This is a genomic window from Mesorhizobium sp. M7A.F.Ca.CA.003.01.2.1, assembly GCF_003998945.1.
GTDB lineage: Bacteria > Pseudomonadota > Alphaproteobacteria > Rhizobiales > Rhizobiaceae > Mesorhizobium > Mesorhizobium ciceri.
Genome location: NZ_RZRA01000001.1, coordinates 18,061 through 41,443, shown reverse-complemented (window position 1 = coordinate 41,443; position 23,383 = coordinate 18,061). Strand labels below are relative to the sequence as shown.

General features: G+C 58.1%; 22 protein-coding genes and 1 pseudogene. 11 read left to right on the top strand and 12 right to left on the bottom strand.

All coding sequences use genetic code 11. From position 1 onward, the window contains the following. The 12 genes and pseudogenes from EN969_RS00185 to EN969_RS00130 form a co-directional block, all read right to left on the bottom strand. A partial coding sequence (locus EN969_RS00185; protein ID WP_164758118.1) for an acyltransferase occupies window positions 1-1,106 on the bottom strand: 1,106 nt, incomplete at its 3' end. A gap of 83 nt (window positions 1,107-1,189) precedes the next feature. Beyond that, window positions 1,190-1,750, bottom strand: a complete 561-nt coding sequence (locus tag EN969_RS00180) for a CpaD family pilus assembly lipoprotein (protein WP_063169261.1) — start codon at window positions 1,748-1,750, stop codon at window positions 1,190-1,192. A gap of 12 nt (window positions 1,751-1,762) precedes the next feature. Next, entirely contained in the window at window positions 1,763-3,184 is a 1,422-nt protein-coding gene (locus EN969_RS00175) for a type II and III secretion system protein family protein (RefSeq protein ID WP_063170365.1), read from the bottom strand. Between the two features lie 71 nt (window positions 3,185-3,255). Further along, complete coding sequence (locus tag EN969_RS00170; RefSeq protein WP_063169262.1) at window positions 3,256-3,942, bottom strand: response regulator transcription factor; 687 nt, start codon at window positions 3,940-3,942, stop codon at window positions 3,256-3,258. Window positions 3,943-4,747: 805 nt separating this feature from the next. Continuing rightward, window positions 4,748-4,916, bottom strand: a pseudogene (locus tag EN969_RS35725) (transposase); the annotation flags it as partial. Window positions 4,917-5,630: 714 nt separating this feature from the next. Then, window positions 5,631-6,665, bottom strand: a complete 1,035-nt coding sequence (tdh, locus tag EN969_RS00160) for an L-threonine 3-dehydrogenase (protein WP_127312796.1) — start codon at window positions 6,663-6,665, stop codon at window positions 5,631-5,633. A gap of 65 nt (window positions 6,666-6,730) precedes the next feature. Beyond that, window positions 6,731-7,744 carry an adenosine kinase gene (locus EN969_RS00155; RefSeq protein WP_063170366.1) on the bottom strand — a complete coding sequence of 338 codons (1,014 nt, stop codon included), beginning with the start codon at window positions 7,742-7,744 and terminating at the stop codon, window positions 6,731-6,733. A gap of 100 nt (window positions 7,745-7,844) precedes the next feature. Beyond that, entirely contained in the window at window positions 7,845-9,020 is a 1,176-nt protein-coding gene (gene metK / locus EN969_RS00150; protein WP_063169265.1) for a methionine adenosyltransferase, read from the bottom strand. 57 nt (window positions 9,021-9,077) lie between these two features. Next, window positions 9,078-10,415 carry a serine hydroxymethyltransferase gene (glyA, locus tag EN969_RS00145; RefSeq protein WP_063169266.1) on the bottom strand — a complete coding sequence of 446 codons (1,338 nt, stop codon included), beginning with the start codon at window positions 10,413-10,415 and terminating at the stop codon, window positions 9,078-9,080. Between the two features lie 37 nt (window positions 10,416-10,452). Next, window positions 10,453-10,797, bottom strand: coding sequence for a helix-turn-helix domain-containing protein (locus EN969_RS00140; protein ID WP_082826567.1), 345 nt, complete (start codon window positions 10,795-10,797; stop codon window positions 10,453-10,455). Window positions 10,798-11,853: 1,056 nt separating this feature from the next. Continuing rightward, complete coding sequence (locus EN969_RS00135) at window positions 11,854-13,788, bottom strand: HrpF/NolX family T3SS translocon protein (protein ID WP_024505366.1); 1,935 nt, start codon at window positions 13,786-13,788, stop codon at window positions 11,854-11,856. Window positions 13,789-14,089: 301 nt separating this feature from the next. Next, window positions 14,090-14,788 (bottom strand): secretin N-terminal domain-containing protein, encoded by a 699-nt coding sequence (locus tag EN969_RS00130; RefSeq protein ID WP_024505367.1) that lies wholly within the window; start codon window positions 14,786-14,788, stop codon window positions 14,090-14,092. A 187-nt stretch (window positions 14,789-14,975) separates the two neighbouring features. On the opposite strand from EN969_RS00130, the gene EN969_RS00125 reads away from it, so the two are divergent. From EN969_RS00125 to EN969_RS00075, 11 genes are all read left to right on the top strand, one after another. Then, window positions 14,976-15,485: a nodulation protein NolB gene (locus tag EN969_RS00125; RefSeq protein WP_024505368.1), complete on the top strand. Its 510-nt coding sequence runs from the start codon at window positions 14,976-14,978 to the stop codon at window positions 15,483-15,485. 9 nt (window positions 15,486-15,494) lie between these two features. Then, window positions 15,495-16,358 (top strand): type III secretion inner membrane ring lipoprotein SctJ, encoded by an 864-nt coding sequence (sctJ, locus tag EN969_RS00120; RefSeq protein ID WP_024505369.1) that lies wholly within the window; start codon window positions 15,495-15,497, stop codon window positions 16,356-16,358. Continuing rightward, entirely contained in the window at window positions 16,351-16,989 is a 639-nt protein-coding gene (locus EN969_RS00115) for a nodulation protein NolU (RefSeq protein WP_306462320.1), read from the top strand. The genes sctJ and EN969_RS00115 overlap by 8 nt, the downstream gene beginning before the upstream one ends. After that, the gene (sctL, locus tag EN969_RS00110; RefSeq protein ID WP_024505371.1) at window positions 16,986-17,609 is read left to right on the top strand and encodes a type III secretion system stator protein SctL; all 624 of its coding nucleotides are present in this window, start codon (window positions 16,986-16,988) and stop codon (window positions 17,607-17,609) included. The genes EN969_RS00115 and sctL overlap by 4 nt, the downstream gene beginning before the upstream one ends. Continuing rightward, window positions 17,606-18,964 (top strand): type III secretion system ATPase SctN, encoded by a 1,359-nt coding sequence (sctN, locus tag EN969_RS00105; RefSeq protein ID WP_063169268.1) that lies wholly within the window; start codon window positions 17,606-17,608, stop codon window positions 18,962-18,964. The genes sctL and sctN overlap by 4 nt, the downstream gene beginning before the upstream one ends. Next, window positions 18,940-19,452, top strand: coding sequence for a hypothetical protein (locus tag EN969_RS00100; protein WP_063169269.1), 513 nt, complete (start codon window positions 18,940-18,942; stop codon window positions 19,450-19,452). Before sctN ends, EN969_RS00100 begins: the two co-directional genes overlap by 25 nt. A gap of 89 nt (window positions 19,453-19,541) precedes the next feature. After that, on the top strand, window positions 19,542-20,570 hold the full coding sequence (gene sctQ, locus EN969_RS00095) for a type III secretion system cytoplasmic ring protein SctQ (RefSeq protein WP_095769044.1): 1,029 nt from the start codon (window positions 19,542-19,544) through the stop codon (window positions 20,568-20,570). Next, entirely contained in the window at window positions 20,563-21,228 is a 666-nt protein-coding gene (sctR, locus tag EN969_RS00090; protein WP_029354851.1) for a type III secretion system export apparatus subunit SctR, read from the top strand. Before sctQ ends, sctR begins: the two co-directional genes overlap by 8 nt. 29 nt (window positions 21,229-21,257) lie before the next feature. After that, window positions 21,258-21,506, top strand: coding sequence for an EscS/YscS/HrcS family type III secretion system export apparatus protein (locus EN969_RS00085; RefSeq protein WP_081714428.1), 249 nt, complete (start codon window positions 21,258-21,260; stop codon window positions 21,504-21,506). Between the two features lie 8 nt (window positions 21,507-21,514). Further along, entirely contained in the window at window positions 21,515-22,333 is an 819-nt protein-coding gene (gene sctT / locus EN969_RS00080) for a type III secretion system export apparatus subunit SctT (RefSeq protein ID WP_063169270.1), read from the top strand. Continuing rightward, on the top strand, window positions 22,330-23,367 hold the full coding sequence (locus EN969_RS00075) for an EscU/YscU/HrcU family type III secretion system export apparatus switch protein (protein ID WP_024505377.1): 1,038 nt from the start codon (window positions 22,330-22,332) through the stop codon (window positions 23,365-23,367). Before sctT ends, EN969_RS00075 begins: the two co-directional genes overlap by 4 nt. The last annotated feature ends 16 nt before the right edge of the window (window positions 23,368-23,383 follow it).

Genomic DNA, 23,383 nt, shown 5'->3' with positions numbered 1-23,383 from the left:
TTGCCGAGCGCCCCCGCCGCTCCGCCGGCACAAAGGACAACGATCGCGAGCGCTGAAAAGGCGAAGATAGGCCCCGGGGAGGTGAAGGCCCTCTTCTGTCGAAACGGCTGCTCTACAAACTTCCAGGAGAATGCAGCCAATGCGAGGCTTGCCACCAACATCGCACCGGTCATCAACGGATCGAGTTTTTGGAACGAAAGATAGTGCGCGAACGCATTGAGAGGCCAGTGAACAAGATACAACGAATACGAGATGAGCCCAATCCAGACCAGCGGCCTGACTTCGAGCATGCGGGTGGCGACCGTCGAGGGGGTATTTTGGCCAACATAGATCAGAAGGGCCGTTCCGATGCATGGATACAAGGCGTTGTAGCCTGGGAACGGATCACTCGCCGAAATCGCGAAGAACCCGATGGCGAGAAGGCCAAATCCGGCCACCCCCACCGACTCCATCAGGAGTCGGTTGCCCAGCGGCGAGGGGCATTTGAGCATGAGCAGGGCGCCCAACATGAGTTCCCAGATTCGGGTCGGCAGCAGATAGAATCCGGCGGTGGGTGCCAGCGATGTCGCCATCACCGCCACTACGAAGCTGCAGAGAATTATCGGAAGAAGTGTCGTCAGCCAGCGCTTCCCGATGTAGCGATAGATTAGGAACATCAGGATTGGTGCGAAGATGTAGTACTGCTCCGCTACGGAAAGCGGCCAAGTGTGCAACAGTGGTAGAAGCGCGGCATCGATAGAGAAGTAACTTGACGTTTTCCAGAAGAAAACGTTCGACCAGAAGGTCGAGGTAGCTATGATGCTAAGACTGAATCCGCGCAGATCCGGTGGCAGAAGAATGAACAATGCCGCAATGCAGGTGAGAAGCATCACAAAGACGAGCGCCGGCAGAATGCGCCGGGCACGGCGCCAGTAGAAGTTGACGATGGAAAATTGGCCGCGTTCAAGGTCATCCAGGAGGCTTCCGCTGGTTAGGTAGCCGGAGATGACGAAGAAGATATCGACCCCGCTAAAGCCACCCGGGATCGCCGAAATTCCGAAATGAAAGAGTACGACCGGAAGTACAGCAACGGCCCTAAGGCCCTCGATATAGCGCCTATATTGCATCCAGCGGTTCCTTTTATTTTAGATCAGGACGCGATTGGAAGCTTTCAATCTCCGGTAGGAGTGCTGCCGAGATAAGGGCGGTATCAGCCACCTTTATCCGTCCCGAATGTTCTGTAAGTTGCAACTGGTACAGAAGCACGATCGCCATCGCCGGCCTTGACGGCCTGATTGTCGAGCAGATCGCGCGGATCGTTGACCATCACGGCCAGGTTATGTCCTGTCGAACAACCAAGCGGCTGTTTGAAGGATTCTTCATTGGGTAAGGCACCATATGAGGGACAGACCGGCGGACGGGCGTGATAGACAATCGCCTCAATTCGCACTGAGCCGGCGTCGTGTTGATCGCGCAATTGAATGTTGTCTTCTTCGATTGCCAACTGCCTGGCCTGATGGGCTACCCCTGCGCTGAGCTGGGGCGAACCGCTGATGAGGAGGTGGATGGCATCGAACCGGCCGCGACTGGCCTTGTCTAGGAAAACACGCAAACGCTGCCGTTCGGAAGCGCGCAGGCTTTGCAACGTCAGGACGGTGGTCTCCTCTCGGACAAGCATTGGTGCCGATGGTTCGACATCAACTGGCGTAGTGCTTGTGCAGCCACTTACGCTTGGTGCCAGAGCGACAAAGAGGATTATAAAACGCAACATCTTTGGATGACACTATTCGATGATGAAGCCGAGACCGCCCTGGGCGCTTGGCGCGCCCGCACGGATAGCAGCGCGGTCTCGCGGGGGACTTGTCACGGAATTCGTCGGAGCGCCCCCTCCGTTCAAAGCCGGTGCCGCCCGCTCGGTCGGTGCGCTCATCTGGTTTGGGTTGGAGCCTGGTCTTACAATGTAAGGCGTAACTAGAATGACCAGTTCTGACTCCTCTTTTTGAAACGAGGTCGAGCGAAAAAGCGGTCCCAGGATCGCCAGTTCTCCGAGCCAGGGAAAGGCCCTGACATCATTGTTGACGTTCCGCCTGATTAGACCGCCGATTGCGAAGCTCTGGCCGCTGGCGAGTTCGACGACCGTATCGGCTCGGCGCGTGGAAACTGCCGGCACGGAAATTCCGTTGATTTGCACGGCACCTTGCGTCGACAGTTCACTGACTTCGGGCGTTACGTGAATGTTGATTTGATTGTTGCTGAGAACTGTCGGCACAAATTCCAGACTGACGCCGAAGTGACGGAATTCAACCGATACCTGCCTGTTTTCCTGCAGGACAGGAATGGGAAATTCGCCGCCCGCGAGAAAGCTGGCCTTTTCACCCGACATAGCGGTGAGGTTCGGCTCAGCCAGGACGGAAGCTATATGCTCCTTGGCGAGCGCGTCGAGAACCGCGCTGACGTTGACGGCACCGTTGTCGAATCCGATTTCTGCTGTACCGCCACCCTGGGTTGAACCAGACCCAGCGCTTGCAGCGCTTCCGCTTAGAACGCCCACTTTGAAATTGCCGATTTGACCGAAGGCGGACAAGTTGACGCCGAGTGACTTCATGGCGCTGCGTGAGACTTCGGCTACGCGCACGCTGAGGTTAACTTGCAGGGATCCAGCGACCTTGATGTTGTTGACGACTTGCGCTCCGTCGCCCAGATATTGCTCAGTGACTCTTTTTGCGGTGTCGGCGACCTCTGCGTCGGGCGCCGTCCCGCTAAGGATTGCGCCGCGCGGCGTATAGTTGACGCGGATGGGATAGTCGCCGACCTGCTCCCGCAACATGGCGCGTAAATCCCCGATCGGTTGCGTGACAACGATACGCAATTCGGCGAGAGGCTCGCCATTGCCATCCAAGGCGAATAGGCTGGTCCGCCCCGATTTCTTGCCAAAGACGAAGATTGTTTTGCTCGATGGCGCCTGAAAATCCGCGATCGTGGGGTCAGCAACAAAGATGGTCGTGGCTGGCCCGGGCAGATGAACGGTCTCCCCGAGCGAAGAGGAAAGGGTCAGCGTGGCGTTGATGCTATTCGAAGCCGCATGCGGCGGGCCTTTGTCCTGCTTGTTTTGCGCCGCGACACCAAGTGGGAAAGTCACAATAAGCGCGCAGAGGAGATGGCCCAGGTAACGGGGCACTGCAGGTCTTGTAACCTTGTTGGCGATCGCCCGCCAATTGAGCGCAGCGCAAGGATGTTGAAGGATCAGCAAAATAGATCTTCTTTCGATTCGACAAACTATGCGGACGAGGCGTCAGTCAATTCTAGGATGTAACCAATGCCTCGGATGGTCTTGATCCGTGGCGTTGCACCTGATCTGGTCAGATGTCCCCGTAAACGATAAATTCCGACTTCAAGCGCGTTGGCAGACACGTCGTCGTTGAATGAATAGAGGTGATCTTCCAATTGCGCACGGGGCACGATGCGGCCTGCCCGGTTAAGCAGGTGCTCTAGAACACAGAGTTCGCGACGTGCGATCATCATTGGGTGCCCATCAACGAAAACCTGGCGGGCGACCGGATCAAAGTCGAGATTGCCAAATACGAGCCTCAGGTCGGTCATCTGTGTCGCCCGGCGCAGAATGGCTCTCATTCTGGCAATAAGCTCATCGGTAGAGATGGGTTTGAGCAGAAAGTCGTCCGCACCACCGTTGAAGATCGCAATTCGCTTATCGAGATCGTTAAGGCTGCTCATAATGACGGCAGGAACTGAATGCCCGTGGGTCCTCAACTGCCTCAGCCAACCCAAGCCATCGCCATCTGGCAGAGCCAATTCCAGCAGGAGAATTTCATAGCTGGCGCAAGAAAATGCACTCGAAGCCAGTTCCAGAGTACCAACGACATCAACGACGAAGCCGCCATCCCCGAGCGCAAGTCGCATGGCGCGCGCAAGATCCGCATGATGATCCACGAGCAGCGTTCGCATTTCATCTCCTCTCGAAGAGGGACGGCCCATCGAACGCGTCACCGGCGGCCATCTGATCGGAGCACACGGCGCGCAACTCGTCGCAGCTCTCGGAACTGGTCCGAGTCGGAGGGACATGCAAGTCGCTCGGTGGCAATAGGCGCGGGTGAGGACCAACTGACGGGCTCAAATACGCCGGTCGGCGAACCCACGAGGCCAGCAACCCGCGTGCGATTTCTCGTTGCATCATCTCTCCTACGTGCAGCCCCTGCGCTCGCAAGGCAGCGTCGCGGCTCAGAGCCCGATTCCCACAGAGGGTAGGGTTAGCTTTCGAGAAACTGATTGAACAAATCGATTATTTGGATCGAATGCATCCACGGTATGGATGCAGCGCACCATCTTCAACGACTGCGGCGTCCTGATGCACTGTTGTGTCTGTCGTGCTCTGCTTTTTTCGCTGTCCTTCAAGGCTGGCGAGCCTGGTGGAACCTGCGCGTCATTGGCTTGGTAGCTTGAATGCTCAACAACGGAGCGCCCTGCGCAAAGCCGCTCTCATTTCCAAAAAGCCTTGCAATCTGGTTGGAGCACTTCGCGCTCGACACCAAAATAGGCGAGGAAAACTGACGTCTGACAGGGATGTACATGCAACAGCCGATTTGCGGCACCAGCAAACGACCGCGTTCAGGCTGAAGATCGACGACCAACGGCTCCTCGATTTCCGCACTTTTACAAGCTCTTCCTGTGCGGGCGGATGCCGGCAAACAGCAGCACAGGGTCAGCGAAACCGGGAGCGGGCCTGCTTGATCGCCATGATCACATTGCCGCTGTCGCGCGTGCGGAGCGGAATGCAATCGGTCCAGCCGGCGGCAATCCGGTCAGCACCATCGTCTGCACGAAGCTCCCTGACGAAGACGTGCCCGAATGCGCTCAACAAAGCCGGGCGGCGGATCTTTCCAATCGCCGAAGGTGCGGGCTGGCACCGAGCGGCGAACTGCGAACTCATTCCTGCCCGGCGGCGCTGGCCGCCGCGAGCGTCGATGCGGACCCAGCCGCTCCGAATCCTCCCACAACACGATGAGCGCGTCGCGGACATCGCTGCCGTAACAGCGGCTGCGGCTCTTGCCCGCAGACGGCCTCTGCTCACGACGGTTCATAAGACGGATCGCGCGCTTGCGAATAATAGCCGGTTACCGCCTCGAACTCATCCAGAATGCGCCGCTTGTCAACGCCGCAATAAAGCTCCACGATCGCCGCTTCACCGTGTCGCCATGCTGAGCCGCGCCATCCTTCCCCCGAACCGGAATGGCACGACCTGTCCATCCCCTTTGGAACAGGACACTATTGGTAACATTTTGCTTGAGGCAATGCGGCTCGTTGCCTTCCTTTTCGCTGACCGGAAGGGTACCGGAAGTCGTCTATCGCATCTTACCCGCTGAAAGCGGCAACACCTCGACCTCAATCGCAGATCATAGGAAATAGACGATCGCGTCGGGGCCTCAGCATCGGTTCACCGGGTTTCCGTCATCGACTGAAGCGAATTGCCCCATCGACCGTCACCGGGTGGGCCGCGATACGTCGCCGTATATGATTAGCGAGCGCACGTAGCGGAGCCATAGCTCTCCACCCAGCCATGTTCCCCTAGTTGGAAAATGTCCGGCGGACCAGAGGTGCTGTCGTCAGCTTTTCCTGAATAGCGGCCAAGGCAATCCCTACCAGTCCATCACCACCTTGCCGGAACTGCCGCTCTTCATCGCATCGAAACCGATCTGAAAATCGTCGATGCCGATGCGGTGGGTGATCAGGCCGGAGACATCCAGCGGACCCTGCACAAGCGCGATCATCTTGTACCAGGTTTCGAACATCTCGCGGCCGTAGATGCCTTTGAGATGCAGCATCTTGAAGATGACCTTGTTCCAGTCGATCTCGAAGCCGGTCGGCGCGATGCCCAGAATGGCGATCTTGCCGCCATTGTTCATGGTGTCGATCATGTCGCGGAAAGCGGGGGCGGCGCCTGACATTTCGAGGCCGACGTCAAAACCCTCGGTCATGCCGAGTGCCGGCATGACATCGCGCAGCTTCTCCTTCGAGGCGTCGACGACATGCTGGACGCCGAGTTTCTTGGCTAGCGCCAGCCGCACCGGGTTGATGTCAGTGATGACCACTTTGCGCGCGCCGACGCATTGGGCGACGAGCGCGCCCATGATGCCGATCGGCCCGGCGCCAGTCACCAGCACGTCCTCGCCGACCAGATCGAAGGACAATGCGGTGTGGACGGCATTGCCCAAGGGATCGAAGATCGCGGCAATCTCATCGGGCACATCGTCGGGGATCGGCACGACATTGTGCTGCGGGATCGCCAGATACTCGCCGAAGGCGCCTGGACGGTTGACGCCGACGCCGAGCGTGTTGCGGCACAGATGCCCTCGCCCGGCGCGACAGTTGCGGCAATGGCCGCAGACGATGTGGCCTTCGCCCGATACACGCTGGCCGACCTTGTATTCGGTGACCGCTGCGCCGAAATCGGCAACGGTGCCGACGAATTCATGGCCCGTCACCATCGGCACCGGCACCGTCTTCTGCGCCCACTGGTCCCAATTGTAGATGTGCACGTCGGTGCCGCAGATCGCCGTCTTCTTGATCTTGATCAGCACGTCGTTAGGGCCGATTTCCGGCACCGGCACCTCTTCCATCCAGATGCCTGGTTCGGCCTTGGCCTTCACCAGCGCTTTCATCATGTTCGACATCAGGATTTCCCTATTCCGTGATTGCGCTTCTGGCGAGATAGCCTGCACAACGGGAAGGTAGGCCACTAACTCGTTTGAACGTCCGGAATGGTCAGCCCCGCCTGCTCAGCCTCGCGGCGCAAATTCTGACGGGGCCTGGGGCCGATCTGCTGGATCACCAATCCGGCTGCCAGTGAGCCAAGGTCGCCGCAAGTCTGCAGGTCGCGGCCTTGCGTGTAGCCATGCAGGAAGCCGGCGGCATAGAGATCGCCGGCGCCCGTCGTGTCGACCAGTTCCTTGATGGCGGTCGCCTTGATCACCACGGTCTCGTCGCCGCGCACGATCACCGAGCCTTTTTCCGAGCGGGTGACGGCGGCGATCCGGCAATCCTTGCGGATCTGGGCCAGCGCCTCGTCGAACGACGATGTCTGGTAGAGCGACTTGATCTCGTGGCTGTTGGCAAAGACGATGTCGACCGTGCCCGAGCGCACCAGGTCGAGGAATTCGTCGCGGTAGCGGTCGACGCAGAACGAATCCGACAGCGTCATCGACACTTCTCGGCCTGCCGCGTGCGCCAGCTTCGCCGTCTGGCGGATTGCCTCCTTGGCGCGCGGCGGGTCCCACAGATAGCCTTCGAAATAGGTGACCTTGGCGCCGGACGCCTTGTCGGCTTCGACATCCTCAGGGCCAAGCTCGACGCAGGCGCCGAGATAGGTGTTCATCGAGCGCTCGCCGTCGGGCGTGACGAAGATCATCGAGCGCGCCGTCGGCGGCTCACCCTTGAGCGGCGTGGTGCCGAAGGCGACGCCCTGCGCATGGATGTCGTGGGCGTAGATTTCGCCCAGCGCATCGTTGGAGACCTTGCCGAAGAAGGCCGCGCGGCCGCCAAAGCTGGCGACGCCGGCCGCCGTGTTGCCGGCGCTGCCGCCGGACGCTTCGATCGCCGGGCCCATGCGGCTGTAGAGCAGTTCGGCGCGTTGTGTGTCGATGAGGTTCATCGCGCCCTTGATGATGCCGTTGGTCTCGAGGAATTCCTCGTCGCACTGGGCGATGATGTCGACAATGGCATTGCCGATGCAAAGCACGTCATAATCCGGCATCAAAATCTCCGCCAAAACCCGAGCCGGCTTCTTGCCACGCCGGCCGGGCGTGGTCTCGCGAGTTGAAATGGGTTGCCGCATGCGCTTGATCCAGCCGCCCTCACGCAGCTGCCGGTCCGGCTTCACGCAGCAAATCGTCAGCTTTGTCCGTCTTCTCCCAAGTGAACTCAGGCTCTTCACGCCCGAAGTGTCCGTATGTCGCCGTCTTGCGGTATATCGGCCGTAAGAGATCAAGCATCTTGATGATGCCTTTCGGTCGGAGATTGAAAACCTCGAGAACAAGGCGCTCGATCCTTTTTTCCTCGATCCTTGCGGTTCCGAAGGTATTGACCATGACAGAAACCGGACTGGCCACGCCGATCGCGTAGGCAAGCTGAACCTCGCAGACCTCCGCAAGGCCGCTGGCAACGATGTTCTTCGCGACATACCGGGCGGCATAGGCCGCCGAGCGGTCAACCTTGGATGGGTCCTTGCCCGAAAAGGCACCGCCGCCGTGACGCCCGGTCCCACCGTAGGAATCGACGATGATCTTCCGTCCTGTGAGGCCGCAGTCGCCGGCAGGCCCACCGACCACGAACCGCCCTGTTGGGTTGACCAGAAATCTGATCCCCGAAGTATCCAGGTGGGCCGGCAGGACCGGTTTTATGATCTCCTCAATGACGCCTTCGCGGACCGTGGCTTGTGAGACCGCTTCGTCATGCTGCGTTGACAGGACTATGGTATCCAGCGCCACCGGGCGGAGCCCTTCGTAGCGTACCGACACTTGAGATTTCACGTCCGGACGCAGCCAGCCAAGCTGTCCCGCTTTCCGGACCTCGGCCTGTCTTTTCGTCAAATGGTGAGCGAGTTGGATCGGCAGGGGCATCAATGTATCCGTCTCGTTGCATGCGAATCCAAACATGATGCCCTGATCCCCTGCCCCTTGCCCGAGATCCTGCCCTCGTCCTTCATCAACGCCCTGGCTTATGTCGGGCGACTGCTCGGTGAGGGCCAGAACGACGGCGCAACGTCGACCATCAAAGCCAATCGCATCATCGTCGTAGCCAATATCGAGTATCGTATCGCGGGCGACTTGGCTGTAATCGATGTGGGCATGGCTGGTGATCTCGCCAGCCACAACGACCATCCCCGTCTTCACCAACACTTCACAGGCGACGCGCGCCTTCGGATCGGTGCGCAGGACCGCATCGAGAATGGCATCGGAGATGTTGTCTGCCATCTTATCGGGGTGTCCCGCGCCGACGGATTCGGAAGAGAACACGAACTGCCTGGTCATAAAAATGCCCTCGCTTCAAGTGCTGGAGTTAGTGAGGAGTTTCTGGATTGGGGTGGCTTATCGGTCGGGGATGCCGGGAACATCGAACGCAGTGCAGAAGTCGGCAACGTCTCTTCGTACGCTCGCATGAACTTCCTGGTCATCGGGCTGGCGGCAGACCGAGTCGATGAAAGCGGCGATCTGCACCATCTCCGTTTCGCGCATGCCCATGGACGTCACCGCTGGTGTCCCTAAGCGGATGCCGCTTGTCAGCGCCGGATGCCGCCGGTCGCCCGGGACCATATTGAAATTCGCAATGATGCCTGCACGCGATAAGCGCTCCGCATAGGCTTTGCCTGACAGCGACCGGTCCCGAAGATCAAGGATCAGCATGTGATTGTCAGTGCCCCCGGTGACGAGTTCATAACCTCGCTCCAGAAGTGCCTGGGCCAGAGCCTTGGCGTTGTGGACGATCTGCTGACCGTAGACACGAAAGGACGAGTTCGCTGCTTCCTGCAAAGCGACGGCAAGCGCGGCGATAGTATTCATATGCGGTCCGCCTTGCAGAAGAGGGAACACGGCGCGGTCTATACGTTTGGCCAGATTGTGTTTGCTCTTCGGATGATGGAGGGGCTGATAACGGTCTTCATTCCTTGATAAAATGAAGCCACCCCGGGGACCGCGGATCGACTTGTGAGAGGTGCTGGTGACCACATCGCAATGGGACACGGGGTTCGGATGCACTCCTGCGACAACCAGGCCGCAGATGTGGGCGATGTCAGCCACCAGATACGAGTTCACCTCCGAAGCAATTTCGGCCATTGCCGCGTAGTCAAAAATACGCGGATAAGCAGTTCCGCCGACCCAAATTAGCTTCGGGCGTTCCCGCTTGGCGGTCTCGCGCAAGTGGTCATAGTCAATTTGCTGTGTCTTTTCGTGCAGCCTGTACGGGACGCGCTGATAATCGCTGCCGGAAAAATTGACGGACCAACCGTGAGTCAGATGGCCGCCTTCGGGTAAAGGCAAGCCCATGACTTTGTCACGGGGGCTCAAAAGCGCGCGATAGACAGCCTGGTTGGCTGGCGAGCCTGAATAAGGCTGGACGTTGGCATGTTCACTGCCAAATAGCGCTTTCAGGCGCTCGATCGCGAGGGTCTCAAGCTCATCGACGATCTCGTTTCCGGCGTAGTAGCGCGCACCGGGGTATCCCTCGGCATACTTGTTGGTGAAAATCGACCCGGTCGCTTCCAACACCGCCGAGGAGGCAAAGTTCTCGGAGGCGATCAGTTTGAGAGTTGTCCGCTCCTGACGCTCCTGTCTTAGAAGCAGTTCGTGAACGCGGGAGTCGACGGCGGCTAAGTGAGGCCGCCCGTAAGTGTCGGGCTGCGCGATGGCGCCGCCGGCGGAGTTATCCATGGTAGTCGCGCTCCATTTGGACTGATCTATTTCACGATCAAGCAGGCGGTCCCTTCAACCGCGCGTCTTGTATTGCTTCCAGGCGTTGTAGGTCTCTTTTATGATGGCCATCATCGTGGGGCAGGAGATCGACCACCAATTGAGCCAGCTCGCCATCCTTGCCTCCTGCTTGCATATGGTACGAAGACTGCGGACGTTGTTCGTTGCAGCAAAGAAAGTTGGCTCTGACCAGCCGCCGAACGTGGCGTCGAACCTGCTCGCGAGGCAGACCGGTAATATCGGCCAGCTCGCCGACGGTTAGATCCGCATGCGCGCAAAGGCCCAGGATTCGAAGGCGATCAAGATGCGCTGCCGTCCTTAGGCGATTTACCAGTGTCAACATTGGTTAGCATCAACCCGGACGGGATGCAGCAAGCCGCTAGCCCTTCTATCCCCATCAATCCGCATGAGACCTCTCTCGTCATTTGCTGTAAATCCGCTGGTATGGATGCTAATGGAAGATAGATCACAGTCCTTTCTACGACTAAGACGCCAGATATTGGGGCTAATGTACCACCTGACAGGAGACTACACTCACGAACATTATGTGAATTTTTTTTAACGTTGCTGAGAATCAAGGGGGAGGTTTGGCGAATGTCTCGCCGTCGACTGTCGAATCCTGCCCGACGGGATTATAGGGTGCGTAGCCTGCTTGTCCTTTCCACATGACCAGCGACGATGGGGCGAAGGCGGCAGACATAGCTCTGGAGCATGCTGCGGTATCTTTGGCCTGAAGCCGAGGAAGGCGGACCGTGGCTTCCGCGCCGCTGCCGGGAGCCCGCGAACAGGCCAAGTGGATCAGCCGGGTGTTGCCGTCATAGAGCGTGAGACCCAAAGCTGGCCAGCCGCGCCCTGAGGCTGACGCACCGCTCAGCGTCCACCTTGCTCTCGAAGCCCATCGGCATAGCGCCGATAACGACTTGACCGCGTGCGTGTCGACGAGCGATCGGTGAGCGCAAGGATCGAGGGTGCAGTGCAGGATAATGCTGTTTTAAATCAGCGCTGTTTTCAGCCGACTGCCTTGAGCGTGGCACGAGGATATAGGCCCAAGGCAGGAGATCATCGTCTGCTGTTCGGGAGGCCGCCCTGGGCGCGCGACAGCCGTTCCTTCGGCTGCGCCGCTCCGCCACCATCCGCGCCGTGCCTTCCGGAGACCATTCCCGCTACCGGCCGGCGCCCGTGAAAACCTCGACCCGGCGCACCGGCTCGAGATGGCTGGGCTCAGCGTAACTCTGAAGTCGTCATATACCGAAGTCTTCACAGACTTCGGACATCCCCCTCACAGTCCGATCCAGATGGCGTCAGGAACACCGCTTGCGTTGATGCGGATGAACCCCTGCTTGTGCCACAATGACCCTTATGTCAGCGCGCGAGCCAAAGCTTCCGCGCAAGGCGACGGCTAGGATAAGGCAATGCCGACGAAGGGCACATTGCTTGCCACACTCTGGAATGATGGCATGCTCGGAAGGCCTAGGCTTTGCTCAGGGCCGCCTGCAAGGCGCGCTTTGAGGTTATTCACATAGCCTTCTGCGTAGTCCTGCGCCGTCGAGACCGAAAGATCAATGCCTGCCGCCAAGGCCTCTTCCATCAGGTGCTTTACGAGCCCATTTCGAATGGCCAGCTTGACCTCGGGGCCTGCGATAAGGCCGATCGCCTGCGCGGCCATATTGAGGCCAGCTTCCTCCAGCGCTCGCTTCATATCGCCTCCGTTAATGGCCGTACGCAGGAGATTGGCTGCTTGCGACTCAGCCTCGAGAACCATCGAGGCAAGATCGGCTACTTGTCCGAGGCCCGGAATGAAGCTGAGCAGTCCCACCGCCGTTGCCGCCAAGTCGAGCACTTTCGTCTCGATTTTGAGCACGGAGTCGACGACGTGCATGACGGCCCCGCCGTTCTTTTTGGCTGACTTAATGTCAGGCTGGTCCATCAGGCCCATCTTCATGTCCGCGACGGCATTCTGCTCTTCTGCGGTTTGGGCGCCGTGGGTGATTGGCTGCTGAACGTTGCGGTTCGCAGACGACATGTTTGTGCAAAAATGGGCAAAGTCTTTTTTGCTGATATTGCCGGAATCAACCGTATGCCCGCCGCCAAAGTCGAAGAATTTATGATGGGTCTTATAGCCCGTGATCGAATTGTTCAGGAGGCCAAACAAAAGAGGATCTGAAAGGAGCTGAGAGGCTGCTTCCCGCACTTTCGGATCAAGGCTCTTGTCGTCTTTCATTTTCGCCAGTTTGTCGCGAGTCAGAACACCGCTTCCAAAGAACGTGTCCTGATGGTCCTTGATCATCTCGACCGTATTCAGCTCAGTTTGCGTGAGGCTCATCGACGATGAGGCGACTTGCAGGAAATCCTCTTTGTGCATCTTCCCTTTCGAGCCACCGCACAACTGGTTCCAAGCATCGGGGTGATCGAGGAAATATTGCGCCGCCGCAATGACCTGGGGCGGAAATTTGCCGTTTTTCGATTCGCCGCCGACCATTTTCTTGAACTCATCCAGACTCAGGTCCTTGGACAGATTTTCGGAGTACCGGTAAAACTCCCGCAAGGCATCGCTCAAGGTCATGACCGAAGGCTGCAAACCTCCGCTGCCGTCGGATGGTATGTAGTTCTGCTCGTAGCTTCGCGCTTGGGCTTCCTGAAATGCAGCAACTTGTGGGTGGTGGTTTGAAAATCCGGCCAAGTCCTTGGCGTTGATCTTGCCTCCACAGCGGCCGTCGCCCTGCGAGCCAATCGCATAAAAAAGTCCCGAATCCTGCTGCAGTCCCTGGATCGCCGCTTTCAGATCCGGTGGCGTAGAGGGATCATTGGCTTTGTCGGTCAACGACTTCCAAGTAAGCGGGCATTGGTCCTTGTGACGGTTGAGTACCGCAACAATCTGCAACTCAGCCGTGGTCAGCGACCCACCGTTCCACGTGATTCCGGGGCTCGGCCTGGGAGCCGGCTCGATCTTCGGAGTGACGCCGAGCAGATGTTGGGCTTCAGTCGCCTTGGAGCGTTGCGATTGGTCCTCCTTGAGAGCCGCCCTCATATTTGGCGGCAGCAGATCCAGTGGGTGTTGCTCCAAGCCATTCAATGTCAAGACATCCGGTGCCAGATGGCCCAAAGGGTCCTGCCGCAATTTATCCATTGTCGAATCAAGATTCGACGCTGGCAGATCCCCTTGCGCGAAAGAGCCGGGCTTGTCTGCCAGCACACAAGTGGACAGCATCGCTTCGAAGCACGATGCACTTTGCTGATGCTGGGTCGCAAAATGGGAAACTTTCAGGCCCGGCCAACCCCTTGCGGACTGTAGCGAATTTGAGCGGTAGAAAGTTGAAAGATTACTGGCCGACATTATGCATCCTCAGACGTGACGTTGAAATCCCCACAAGAGACCCCGACAGAAGATCCCTTGCGTTTCACAAAATTCGACAATTCCAAGCGTCGGCAGGTCACGAATGCGCCTGCCCTGCCTTCAATTGCTGTGTTCCGGGCCGGCTCCAAGGTTCGGTCCAACACAATGGCCGGAGTCACCGCGAGAGCTGCCGGGACTCATCATGAGCGGATTAGCTTTCGAGAAACTGACGAGTTTGCGAAGAGTTCACAAAGGGGTAGCCGCAGTCATGTTCTTCAGAGCTGCGGGAAATCCTCAATGTTCATTTCTTGCCCAGCTCAGGCTTCCCGCCAACGCTATCCTGTTGTGGGATGTCAGAAGAATAAGAAGCATCCGGTCGTCCGTCGCGAACGACCGTAGTGGAGGAGCCGCGAAACAAGATCAGCACTGATTCCTTTGGCGTTGCCGCTATGTGAGTCTGCGCCTGCGCCTGCGCCACCAAGCCGTTAAAGGTCTGCTCCACGAGTGCGACGAAGCGCGGTGGACCGGAAACGAAGACGAGGCCATTGCCTGGCACGGGTTTGACCACATAGCGCTCGTCGGAGATATCAAGCTTGTCGAGAGCCCCCTTGAACGCATCGAAGCGAATCGACGTCATCAAAAGCATTCGAGTTTGCGATTCTTGTGCAGCAGACACATAGAGCACAAGGCCGTCATAGTACCATTGTAGACCGTAAAGGTTCGTCAAGCGGTCGAGGAACGCGCGCGGTGGCAAATCAGGCATACGTCCGCGAATTCGCCCCTTCACCGCAGGACTGATGTTGACCCTGATATTCAGGTTGTTGCCGAATTCCTGCAACGCTGCAGCGAGCTCCTGATCCAGAACCGTGTATCTATAGGGTGTCGCCGGAAGGGACAGCGGGACTGCATGCGCCGGGTGAATCCCGGTGGACAGAAAAAACCCGGCACAAAGAAGTCTCAAAACATGCAGGGTGACGGGTTGGATAAGCGTTCTCGGCATGTCGCACTGATAAACCAAACGCTGAAATCATCACAAGTGACTAAATTGCCGAAGAGATTTTAGATTGTCGAAATGACGCCGCCGTTAGTCAGCTTGTTGTCAGCTTGCCCCCCTAGGAGTGTTGCGCCGACACCGGGTGATGAATGGGCGGGGCTCGCCCGGTCAGAGAGAGCAACCGAGTCCTTACATGATGATGCCTGTCACGTCGATCTCTGCCACTCTAACGGCTGGCCTCCCCAGGGTCGGATCACCGTCGATTGTCGAGCAGGCCCAGTTTGAGCGCGCCTTAGGGCATGCAGCCGACTCGCTGAAAAACGATGCCGCCGCGGGGCCAGCGAGTGCGGCGCCAGTTGCTGCGGCGATGGATGTTCAGCGCGCGGCTGCGCCGACGAGCGGCATGGGCGATCGCGTGTTGCAGACGATTTCCTCCCTATATCCACACAACACTGTTTCCTTCCCCGCGCTCGACCATGACATAGCCCTTTCGAAGGGCGCTCTACCGGGACCGGCGCAGAAGCTTCCCGTTCCAGGTGAGGCGGGAACCGGAATCTCGGGCATTCCCCAACAAGGGCAAGACTTCGAAACGATGATGGCTGGTCTTCGGGATGTTTACAACGGCGTCACCCAGGTGGCGCTTATCTCCAAAGGCGTCAGCGGCGTCACATCATCCGTGAATAAACTTTTGAAGGAAGGCTGAACCGCGCGCATGATTGGCTTGGCCGAGGGCGAAATCATGCGTGGCCTGTCAGGGTGGCGGTCGGTTAGACTTGTCATGCTGCCAGTTCTCGTCGCCCTCACTGCTTGCAAAGCCGACCTCTACACGCAATTGCAAGAGCGTGAGGCAAATGAAATGCTCGCACTTCTTGAAGACAACGGGGTCGCCGCGATCCGGGTGGTCGCCAAGGATGGAACCAGCACGATCCAGGTTGACGAAAAGCTGCTCGCCTTCTCAATCAACCTTCTGAACGCCAAGGGGCTGCCGCGCCAATCCTTCAAGAACCTCGGTGAGATATTCCAAGGATCAGGCCTGATTGCCTCGCCGACCGAAGAGCGTGCCCGTTACGTGTATGCCCTGAGCGAAGAGTTGTCGCGGACGATCAGCGATATCGATGGCGTTTTTTCTGTACGTGTTCACGTCGTGCTGCCGCATAACGACCTTGTGCGAGCCGGTGCCACGCCATCCTCGGCCTCGGTGTTTATCAGGCACGACGCAAAAACAAATGTCGCGGCTCTGCTGCCAAAGATAAAGATGCTTGTAGCCGACAGCATCGAAGGCCTGTCCTACGATAAGGTGGAAGTGGTTTTGGTGCCGGTAGAACGTTCCGCACACGAGCAACGGCCCGATCCGACTGCTGTTTTGCCACAAGCATCACTACCTCTTCCTGCGCCACTTCTGGCGACCGTAACAGGTTTTGCCGCAGCCGTATTCGCCGTGGCCTGTTATCTCTTGATCGGCGTTGTTACGCGTCGGCGCAAGCAATCAACCGGCGTTTCCAAGGTCGAGGGGCGCCGGGATGCTTCTGCTGTCGAGGCCATTCGCAAAAGAATGCCTGCAATTGGACGTGGGTGACATCTCATTGCCAATGCCTATACAGACCGCCCGACCTGATGGTCCGCACTTTCCGGGCGCGAGCGAGCTTGCGGCTTCGGCCCATCCAACCCGTCTTGCGGCGCGTCTTGATCCAGCGTTATCGGCCGAAACGTTAGTGAAGTTGCAGAAGTGTTCCAGACTGCATCCAAGGCTGGCAGAATTGCTGGGCAACGATGACGTGGATCTGAACCACATCGGCTGCAGGCCGGACCTTCTACGCGGGCATGATCCATATCGAGCGACCCTTCTTGCTGGTAGTATCTGGCATGCCCGTTCGCTGGTCGCGTTTGTCTCTCAGCCTGAGCTTGCCATCCTTGTTAAACGCATCGGCGTGGATGCACACGCATTCGGAATCCGACACCTGCTGCATGCTGTTGACAAAAGACTGATCTCGGACCCAGAAAAACTCGCTCAGCAAATCGAATACGATGGACACGCATGTCTTGGAGCTTGGCTCCAGGACAGTTCAGCGACCGAGCGTAACCGCGTGCTTCTTCGATTGCCCGAGGGGACTGCCGCGGAGACTCCAGCACATGAGCATTGGACCGCCGCCGGCCAATTGCTTTCACTTGTAGTAGCTCATTTTGAGACAGAGACCCCGGTGAAATGACAGTCGAACTTTCCGAGGGGCCAATAGCGCCGCAGATGCGTCCAGTCGGACCACTGATACCCGCGAGCGAGCTCGAAACCTGGCACAGCGCCGCGCAAGCCCTTGCCGCGGCAGAACGGCATCGGCAGCGCGTTCGAAACTGGGCACGCGCGGTTTACCAGCGGGCGTGGGCGCGCGGCCACATGGAGGGCTCGAATGCAGGCACCGAGGAGATGGCAGGGTTGATTGCGGAGACAATCTCCGAAATCGCGCGACGAAAGGCGGCTCTGGAGCAGGAATTGCCGCAGCTCGTGATGGAAATATTGAGCGATCTTATCGGCGCTTTCGATCCGGGCGAGCTATTGGTGAGGGCTGTTCGTCACGCCATAGAGTGTCAATACAGCGGCGCCGACGTTTGCCTTCATGTTTCTCCCATGCAAGTCGACATGCTTGCACGAGAGTTTGCTCGATGCGACGGCCAGGATGGTCGACCAAGGGTGCGGATCGAGCCCGACCCGACATTGTCGCCGCAACGCTGCGTGCTGTGGAGCGAGTACGGCAATGTTGACCTTGGACTTGACGCCCAGATGCGCGCGCTGCGCCTTGGTTTCGGGACGCTCTGTGAGAAAGGCGAGCTATGAGAAAGCCCGTCCCAGAACATAACGCTGACGCCCACACTCGAGCTCTCGTTCCAGCAATCTCGTCTTTGAGGGCTGCGGCCAAGCGAATTGACACGCGTGCGGTGCGCGGTCGGATCACGCGGGCTATCGGCACACTGGTTCATGCCGTCTTGCCAGACACTCGTATTGGGGAACTTTGCCTCCTAGAGGACCCGCGAACCGGGCTGTCGCTCGAGGCCGAGGTGATCGGCCTGTCGGGTGATGGTGTATTGCTGACACCGATCGGGGACTTGGTGGGCCTATCCAGCCGCGCAGAGGTCGTGGCCACTGGCCGAATGCGTGAGGTGCCCGTCGGCGGCGATTTGCTCGGTCGCGTGATCGACAGTCGTTGCCGCCCATTGGACGGCAAAGGCGAAATCAAGACCGTCGAAACTCGGCCCCTGCATGGCAGAGCCCCCAATCCGATGACGAGGCGCATGATTGAGCGGCCATTCCCGCTTGGGGTCCGTGTCCTCGATGGTCTGCTGACGTGCGGCGAGGGCCAGCGGATCGGGATTTATGGCGAGCCAGGTGGTGGCAAGTCGACGCTGTTGTCACAGATCGTAAAGGGTGCCGCCGCTGACGTCGTCATAGTGGCGCTCATAGGCGAACGTGGACGGGAAGTTCGTGAATTCATCGAAAGGAATCTTGGTGAAGAGGGCCTTCTCCGTACGGTCGTCGTGGTTGAAACATCCGACCGCTCGGCGGTAGAGCGTGCGCAATGCGCTCCAATGGCGACTGCGCTCGCGGAATATTTCCGCGATCAAGGCCTACGCGTTGCTCTCATGCTGGATTCGCTGACGCGCTTCTGCCGCGCTATGCGCGAAATAGGCCTTGCTGCGGGTGAGCCGCCGACGCGACGGGGCTTTCCTCCTTCCGTTTTTGGCATGCTGCCAGGCCTGCTCGAGCGCGCCGGCATGGGTGAGCGGGGCTCAATCACGGCCTTCTATACGGTGCTTGTAGAGGGTGATGGCACGGGTGATCCAATCGCCGAGGAATCGCGTGGTATTCTCGATGGCCATGTCATCCTCTCACGCGCTATTGCGGCGCGATCGCATTTCCCCGCTATTGATGTGCTGCAGAGTCGCAGCCGCGTCATGGATGCAGTCGTTTCGGGGACACATCGCAAGGCAGCATCCATTTTCCGCGAGCTCCTGTCGCGCTATGCCGAGACCGAGTTCTTGATCAATGTTGGCGAATACAAGCCAGGTGGAGATCCCCTGACTGACCGGGCTGTCGCGTCAATCGACGAACTGAGGGAGTTTCTGCGCCAGAGCGAAGATGACGCGTCAGATTTCGAGGAGACGGTCGCATGGATGTCGCGTCTGACCGCGTAAACTGGATTCAGTCTTCGAGTATACGGCTTCTGAAGGAAATGCAAGAGCGTCGTGCCCTTGGCGAGCTGTCCAAGAAGGAAGCCCAGCGCGATGTGGCCGCCTCAGCCGTACAAAATGCCTCTAGGGAGCTTGCAATGATACAGCAACATTGTTCAAGAAAAGAAGCAGCGCTCTATCAGCATCTGATGTCACTCGACAACTTGTCTAGCGCAGCGCTCGACCGTCACCGCCTTCACACTGAACAACTTGCCGCTGAGATCAATTCCAGACGGCAGATGCTTGATGATACCCAAATCGCTCAAGAGGAGGCTGAGATGGCGGCGTCCAGGACGAGGGAGCTATGGGTCATATGTTCGGCGGCAAGGGACAAATGGCAACAAATCGAGGACGACGTGCGGCGCGCCGTCGAGACTCATTCGGAGGCCGCAGCCGAGATCGAGGCCGACGATGAGATACTGCTGAAATATGCGAGGGGGTCGCTTGCCTAAATGCCGCGCAACCGGATCCGACGGTCGCAAGAGGTCGTCCGAATGACACGACCGTGCAGTCTTTGATAGGCGCTGCGGTCACACCCGCCATGTTCGAACCAGTTCTGAAACTGTCCCACACGGTTGTCTCGTGGCTCAATGATACAGCAGCGCCGCGCACGCCGTTTCAAAGCCGGATCAACGAGGTGCCGCTATCGGTGCGAACGGCAGGGCTTGTCTGGCAGCAGGAACCTGCTGCCATTCCGATGCTTGACTGCGTCTGGAGAGTGGGAGCCGAAACGGTCATCTTGTCACTGTCGCGCCCGCTCGTAGAGGAGTTCATCACGACAGTGCAGAACGGCTTGGCCTTCCCTTCCGAGCCAACTGCTTCGCTAATTCTCGAACTCGCTCTGGAGCCGCTTGTCACTCGACTGGAGGAGACGACGCGTCTGAACGTGCAACTCGTGCGGGTATGCGAAGCCACGATGCTGGCTCCTCATCTTGAACTCGACATCATTTTCGGCGCGGTCAAGGGCAAGGGCCGTCTATTCCTGTTCACGCCACTTGACGGCTTAGTACCGCCTGCGTTTCGCGCGCTAGGCGAACTGCTTGCCCAGTTGCCGCGGCAGCTGGGCGGGCTGCCTCCAGAGCTCCCGCTCATTGTTGCAGGAGAGGTCGGCACGCTTCGCCTTCCTGCGGCGCTTCTTCGAAGCGCATGTGTCGGTGATGCATTGTTGCCCGATATTGCGCCGTTCGGCCGCGGCCAGATCACCCTAGCTGTCGGCCAGTTGTGCGCCGAGGCGGATCTTGACGGCGATGAATTAATCTTGCGGGGGCCTTTCCGCCCGCGACCGTGTCCTTTGGAGAGTGCGCATATGACACAACCCGGATCGCAACTGGAGCTTACTAAGGATCTCGACGATGTCGAGATCGTGCTTGTCTTTGAATGCGGCCGCTGGCCTATTTCTCTTGGGGAATTAAGAAGTGCCGGCGAAGGGCATATTTTTGAACTTGGATGGCCGATCGACGGCCCGGTCGACATAGTGGCCAATGGTCAGCGTATCGGGCGTGGCGACATTGTCCGCATCGGAGAAGAGCTGGGCATCAGGCTCCGTGGCGGGTTTGCATGCAATGAGTGAAGCTCAGCCGACAATCCTGGCGCTTCTTGCGGTTACCGCCGGACTCGGTCTGCTGGTTTTAGCAGTTGCCACGACAACGGCCTTTGTAAAGGTATCAATTGTTCTTTTCCTCGTCCGCAATGCGCTCGGGACCCAGACCATACCACCCAATGTGGTGCTGTACGCCGCGGCGATGATCCTCACTATGTTCGTTAGTGCGCCCGTTGCTGAGCAGACCTATGACCGCATGTCGGATCCCAAGCTCCACTATCAGACATTCGACGACTGGGTAAGCGCCGCTAAAGCCGGAAGTGAGCCCTTGCGCGAGCATCTCAAGAAATTCACAAATGAAGAGCAGCGGCGATTTTTCCTATCTTCGACAGAAAAGGTCTGGCCAGAGGAAATGCACGCTGCAGCCACGCCTGATGACTTTGCAATACTTGTACCATCTTTCTTGCTATCAGAATTGAAGCGCGGATTTGAGATAGGATTTCTACTTTATCTGCCTTTTATTGTTATAGATCTGATAGTGACAACTATCTTGATGGCAATGGGTATGTCGATGGTCTCACCAACTGTTATATCTGTTCCGTTCAAGATCTTCTTGTTTGTTGCCATTGATGGTTGGTCAAAATTGATGCATGGGCTTGTGCTGAGTTATACGTTACCGGGAGGCTGATCATCACTGAATCCAGCATCATTACTCTTATGAGCCAATCACTGGTGGTTTTCATGATCTGGATTCTACCGCCGCTCATTGCATCAGTGGTTGTCGGCCTCGTCATCGGCATCCTCCAGGCGGCGACGCAGATCCAGGATGAAAGCTTGCCGCTCACCGTGAAGCTTCTGGTCGTTGTCGCGGTGATTGGGCTGTTTGCTCCTGTGCTAAGCGCCCCGCTCATAGAGCTAGCCGATCAGATCTTCACCGAGTTTCCCGCAATGACACTTAGCTACTAGTCCGCCCCATGGACGCGCCATCGGCCGATATTCAAATTCTGATCCAGACGGCTTTCGAACTCGTCGTTGCGGCAGGTCTTGGGGCAGCCCGCGCGATGGGCATCATGCTGATCTTTCCCGTATTCACACGCTCGCAGATCAGTGGGCTGATCCGGGGCTGTTTGGCTGTTGGCTTCGCACTACCATGCCTGGCACACGTCAGCGGCGGATTGCCGGCGCTGGATCCTGATACGCGCCTGATCCAGCTAACCCTGCTCGGATTCAAGGAAGTTTTTGTCGGTGTACTCCTTGGCACTTTTCTTGGCATTCCGCTTTGGGGCCTTCAGGCTGCCGGGGAGCTTATCGACAACCAACGCGGCATCAGCAGCCCGACCGCTTCGGCCGATCCCGCGACGAACAGTCAGGCTTCCGCGATGGGCGTTTTTCTGGGGATCACTGCGATTGCCATATTCGTCGGATCAGGAGGCCTGGAAACTTTGATCAGTGTCCTGTACCGCAGCTACTTGATCTGGCCGGTGTATCAGTTTCACCCGACACTGAGCGGGCCAGGAGCAATGGAGTTGTTGGGGCTTCTCGACAGCATAATGCGCACGGCATTATTGGTTTCGGGGCCTGTCGTGTTCTTCCTGATACTGATTGATATATCGATGATGCTGCTGCGTCGCTTTGCCCCGCAATTTAAGGCGAGCCAACTGTCTCCGGCAATCAAGAACATTGTCTTTCCAGTTCTCATGGTCACCTACGCTGCCTATCTGGTGGAGAGCATGAAACTGGAGGTCACACGTGCCAACGGCGTGCTGGAGTGGTTCGACAAATTGCTGCCATGAGCGACACAAGTGAAGAGAAGACACACGCCGCCAGCCCGAAGAAGTTAAGTGAAGCGCGCAAAAAAGGACAGCTGCCACGTAGCTCCGATTTCGTCCGCGCGGTCGGGACTTGCGCTGGGCTCGGCTACCTTTGGCTAAGAGGCAGCGTGATCGAGGACAAATGCCGGGAAGCGCTCCTATTAGCCACCAAGTTGCAGAGCCTACCTTTCGATACCGCGGTGCCGCAGGCATTGGTTGTGCTCGTCCAACTCACAGTCGCGGCTGTTGGCCCGCTGCTTGGAACCCTTGTCGCCGCGGTGATTTTGGCCAGCCTGCTAGCCAATGGTGGATTTGTCTTCTCTCTGGAGCCGATGAAGCTCAGCTTTAAGAAAATTGACCCCTTTGAAGGGCTGAAGCGCTTGGGGTCTGCTCGTTCCATGGTCGAAGTCTGCAAGACCATGTTCAAGGTATTGGTTCTCAGCGCAACCTTTTCCATTGTCCTTCTCGGGATGTGGAAGACAATGGTCCCTCTGCCGATCTGCGGCATGGGCTGTGTTGGCCTCATCTTTATGGAGACAAAATTGCTGATGGGAATTGGCGCCGGCGCACTGCTGGTCGGCGGACTGATCGATCTTCTGCTCCAGCGCGCGTTGTATCTGCGCGAAATGCGCATGACCAATACCGAAGTGACGCGCGAGTCGAAGGATCAGCAAGGAGCGCCAGAGTTGAAAGGTGAACAGCGTCGCATCCGCGAGGAGGCGGCCGACGAGCCTGCGCTTGGCGTGCATCGCGCCACGCTGGTCTTAACAGGAAGGGCGGTCCTGATCGGTCTGCGTTACGTTCGCGGTGAAACCGGGGTGCCGTTCTTAGTTTGCCGTGCCGAAGGTGAGCGCGTTTCACATGTGTTGAGCGAGGCGCGGGCACTACGCCTGACGATCGTCCATGACCATGTCTTAGCGCGTCAGCTGATAGGCACTACAAAACTCGGCCACGCGGTTCCTATGCAATATTTCCAGCCTGTCGCGAAAGCATTCTTTGCCGCAGGCTTGGCCTAGTCATGGAAGTCCACGA